At 25.9% G+C, this 3,672-nt stretch carries 3 protein-coding genes; 2 read left to right on the forward strand and 1 reads right to left on the reverse strand.

Going from position 1 to position 3,672, the window contains the following annotated elements; genetic code table 11:
• Positions 1-674 (reverse strand): 3'-5' exonuclease (locus Q0F58_RS18035; protein WP_294379239.1); only part of this gene is annotated, 674 nt, incomplete at its 3' end.
• Positions 675-873: 199 nt separating this feature from the next.
• Between Q0F58_RS18035 and Q0F58_RS18040 the strand changes: the two genes are divergently transcribed.
• Together Q0F58_RS18040 and Q0F58_RS18045 are read left to right on the forward strand one after the other, a co-directional pair.
• Positions 874-1,848, forward strand: coding sequence for a Gfo/Idh/MocA family protein (locus Q0F58_RS18040; protein ID WP_294379240.1), 975 nt, complete (start codon positions 874-876; stop codon positions 1,846-1,848).
• Between the two features lie 239 nt (positions 1,849-2,087).
• Positions 2,088-3,672 (forward strand): histidine kinase dimerization/phospho-acceptor domain-containing protein (locus tag Q0F58_RS18045; RefSeq protein ID WP_294379241.1); only part of this gene is annotated, 1,585 nt, incomplete at its 3' end.

The raw sequence follows: 3,672 nt of genomic DNA on the forward strand, positions 1-3,672 counted from the left end.
ATCTTTTCAAATTGTGAAATGAGTTTTTCTGTGTCAACTTTTAATGAAGCTGACAAGTCTTTTTTATGGTTTGTATCAGAATATATAGTAGGTTTTATGTTTTTATTAAATACATTTCTAAATACATGAGCAGTATAGATTGCATCATTTAAAGCATTATGGAATTCATTTTCACATGGTATATTTAAAAGTCTGACAGCACTTTTTAAACCAAGTCTGTTGCCATTTGGAGTATTAAATTTTTTTGAAGCTATATTTTGAATATCAATATACTTTTTAATATTGTTATGCAAACTTAGCTTATGAAAACGGATATTTTTTATAAGCTGTTTAATATCATCTGCTCCCCATACTACCATTGTAAAATCATCATTTCCTATAAATGTGATAAAGTCCTCATATATATCTGGAAAAGGATTTTCATTACACACCATTTCTGTAGTAATTGAAGTAAGTTCTTGTATAAAAGGATGGATTTCCTTATATAAAGTAGGTTTTACAAAACTATTGAAAGTTCCAATTGTTTCAAAATTTTCATTCAGTTTTAATGCTCCAATTTGTATTATTTCAAAAGGCATTTCTGAAGTCTTGTCATTTTCATGTGAATATTTTTGATTATTATGCTTTTTTTCCAATATATCTGTGTTTGTATCTGTGCTTTTTTTTGTATACATTTGATTAAATTCCAGATCAAATATTATGTAATTCATATTAGTTATCAGTCCTTAATGAGTAATCACTATATAATTATAACATGAACTTTTAAGTAAATACATTCTCATCAATAATTATTGAAATTTTAAATATGAAGAATTAGGATAGATATGATAATATATATAATATAGAAAACGATTTACGAAAGGATGATATATTATGAATATTGGGATTGCAGGTTCAGGAATGATTGTTCCAGATTTTTTAAATGCAGCTGTAAAAATAAATGAAATAAAAATTTCAGCTATATGTGGACGAGAGAAAAGCATTGATAGAATAGAGGAACTTTCAAAAAAATATAAGATTGAAAAAATGTATTTCAAATACGAAGCAATGCTTAAAGATGAGGAAATAGATACAATTTATATAGCTCTTCCTAATAATCTTCATTATGAATTTTCAAAAGAAGCTTTAAATGCAGGAAAAAATGTAATAGTTGAAAAACCATTCACATCAAATTACAAACAGGCTGAAGAAATTGTTAAAATCGCAAAGGAAAAAGGGCTCTATCTTTTAGAAGCAATAACTAATCAGTATTTTCCTAATTATGAAAAGGTCAAGGAACTTATTAAAGAGCTTGGAGATATTAAAATTGTACAGTTAAATTATTCTCAATATTCAAGCAGATACGACAGTTTTAAAAAGGGTGAAATAAAACCTGTCTTTAATCCATCCATGTCAGGCGGAGCTCTTATGGATTTGAATGTATATAATATTTATTTTATTACTGGTTTATTTGGAAAACCCAAAGAAGTGTTTTATCATGCCAATATAGAAAGAGGAATTGATACTTCTGGAATACTTATTTTAGAATATGATGATTTTAAATGTGTTGCTGTAGGAGCGAAAGACTGTAAAGCACCATTGAGTATAAATATTCAAGGAGATAAGGGGTACATTAACAGCAGTGATGCTTCAAATATATTTTCACAATTTATTTTTTCTCAAAATGATGGCAGAAGTAAAAAATTCCAACTTAATAGTGAAAAAGAAAGATTATATTATGAACTTAAAGCATTTGAAAAAATTATAAGAGAGGATGATTACGAAGAAAATTTAAGAAAAATGAATCATTCACTTATGGTTATGGAAATTTTAGATAAGGCAAGAAACATAGAAGGTATACAAATTTAGAATCAATCAATTATGTTGAGTTTAGTTTTGTATTTATGCCAATATGAAAAATCCTCAAATATGAAATCCTAAAATCAGTATCAAATTAAATAAACTGGTTTTAGGATTTTTATTCAATAGAAATAGGTAAGAGAGAAATTGTTATTGTAAATATAGAATAAGATAAATATTCATGGAAGAAAGTAGAAAAAATGTGTATAATATATAATAGTTATTAATTAGGAAGAAGAGGAATAAGGGTGGAAAAAAATAATCGGAAATATACAATTGAAAATCTTGAGGAACTTTTAGATAAAATTCCATATGAAATGTGGATAAAAGATTCAGAGGGTAGACATCAGTACATAAATAAAATTTCAGCTGAAAGAATGGGATTAAAAAAAGAAGATGTGATTGGAAAAACAGATTATGATTTTAGACCTAAAGAAATGGCTGAAAGCTGTATGGAAGGAGACAGAGCTGTTTTAAGTACTGGTGAAGATGTACTTGTTGAAGATAAGATTGAAGTGAGTGACACAGAAGAAAAATGGTATGAAATATTTAAGACGGTTTTAAATGGAAATGGTGATGAAAAACTTATTGGAGGAGTTGCAAGATATACATCAATAAATAAAAACGAATCTGATGGTATTTTAGAGACTTATCTTGATATAGCAAACAGTTCAGCAGTAGAAGAAAGCGATAAAAATTTAAATATTTTGAACAAATTAAAAGAAATGATAAATGCTGACGATATAGCATTATATTTATATGATGATTCAAGCAGAAAAATGAGTTTAGAAGGATGCTTAGGTGAAAAAAAGGTTATTTTTGCTCAAAAATATATATTGGATGATGAAAGTTTCAATAAATATTTTACCATAAATACTTATATAGCAAAGGAAGAACTTAGTAATAAAAGTGTAAATTATGTTTATTCTATCAAAAATAAAAATAAACTTGTAGGAGCACTTCATATATATTTTAAAAATGATAAAACAGAGATAGAAGAAGAAATAATAAAATATACATGTATAATGCTATCATTCATATATGAAAATATAAATTTGGAAAATAATCTGAAAAAAGAATTGAAAAAAAGAAAACAGGTACAGAATAAACTTGAAGCAGTGCTTAGTACAGGAATAGATATATATGCACTTATACAAAAAGATGAAAATGGATTTAAGTGTATTGAAGCAAGTAAAAAGTGTGATGAATTAATTGGAACTAATTTTGAAGAATTTGATTTAAAAGAAATTTTAAAATTCATTGACATAGAAAATAAAGAGAAGTTGTGCAGGTGTATATATGATGATCAAACTGATGAAATGGATAATCTGTGTATAAAGCTGTTCTGTAAAGATGGCAAGTATAGAACGTTAAATATTAATTGGAGATGTATAGAAGATAATCTATATGTATTAACAGGAAAAGATGTTACCAATTTGTATAAATTGCGACAAGATAAAAAAGACCTACAGCAGGCTATTGAAATGGAAGGATTAAAAACAGAGTTTTTTGCAAACATATCTCATGAATTTAAAACACCTCTAAATATAATACTTTCAGCAGTTCAAGTTATTTTAAGCAGTGAAGATAATAAAAATTCAAAATTTACAAATTATATAAAAAGCATAAAACAAAATTCTTATAGACTTTTAAAGTTAGCAAATAATATGATAGATTTGACTAAAATTGATGATGGATTTTATGATATGAATATAGATAATTATAACATTGTAGAAGTTGTTGAAAATATTGTACAATCTTTAGCTTCATATATAAAAAACAGTGAAAGAAATATAGTATTTGATACACAAGAAGAAGAAATAATAACTGCTT

The organism is uncultured Clostridium sp. (assembly GCF_934754915.1).
Lineage (GTDB): Bacteria > Bacillota > Clostridia > Clostridiales > Clostridiaceae > Clostridium.

Coding starts and splice junctions, on each gene's coding strand:
- Q0F58_RS18040 (WP_294379240.1), top strand. CDS start 874: ATGAATATTGGGATTGCAGGTTCAGGAATGATTGTTCCAGATTTTTTA.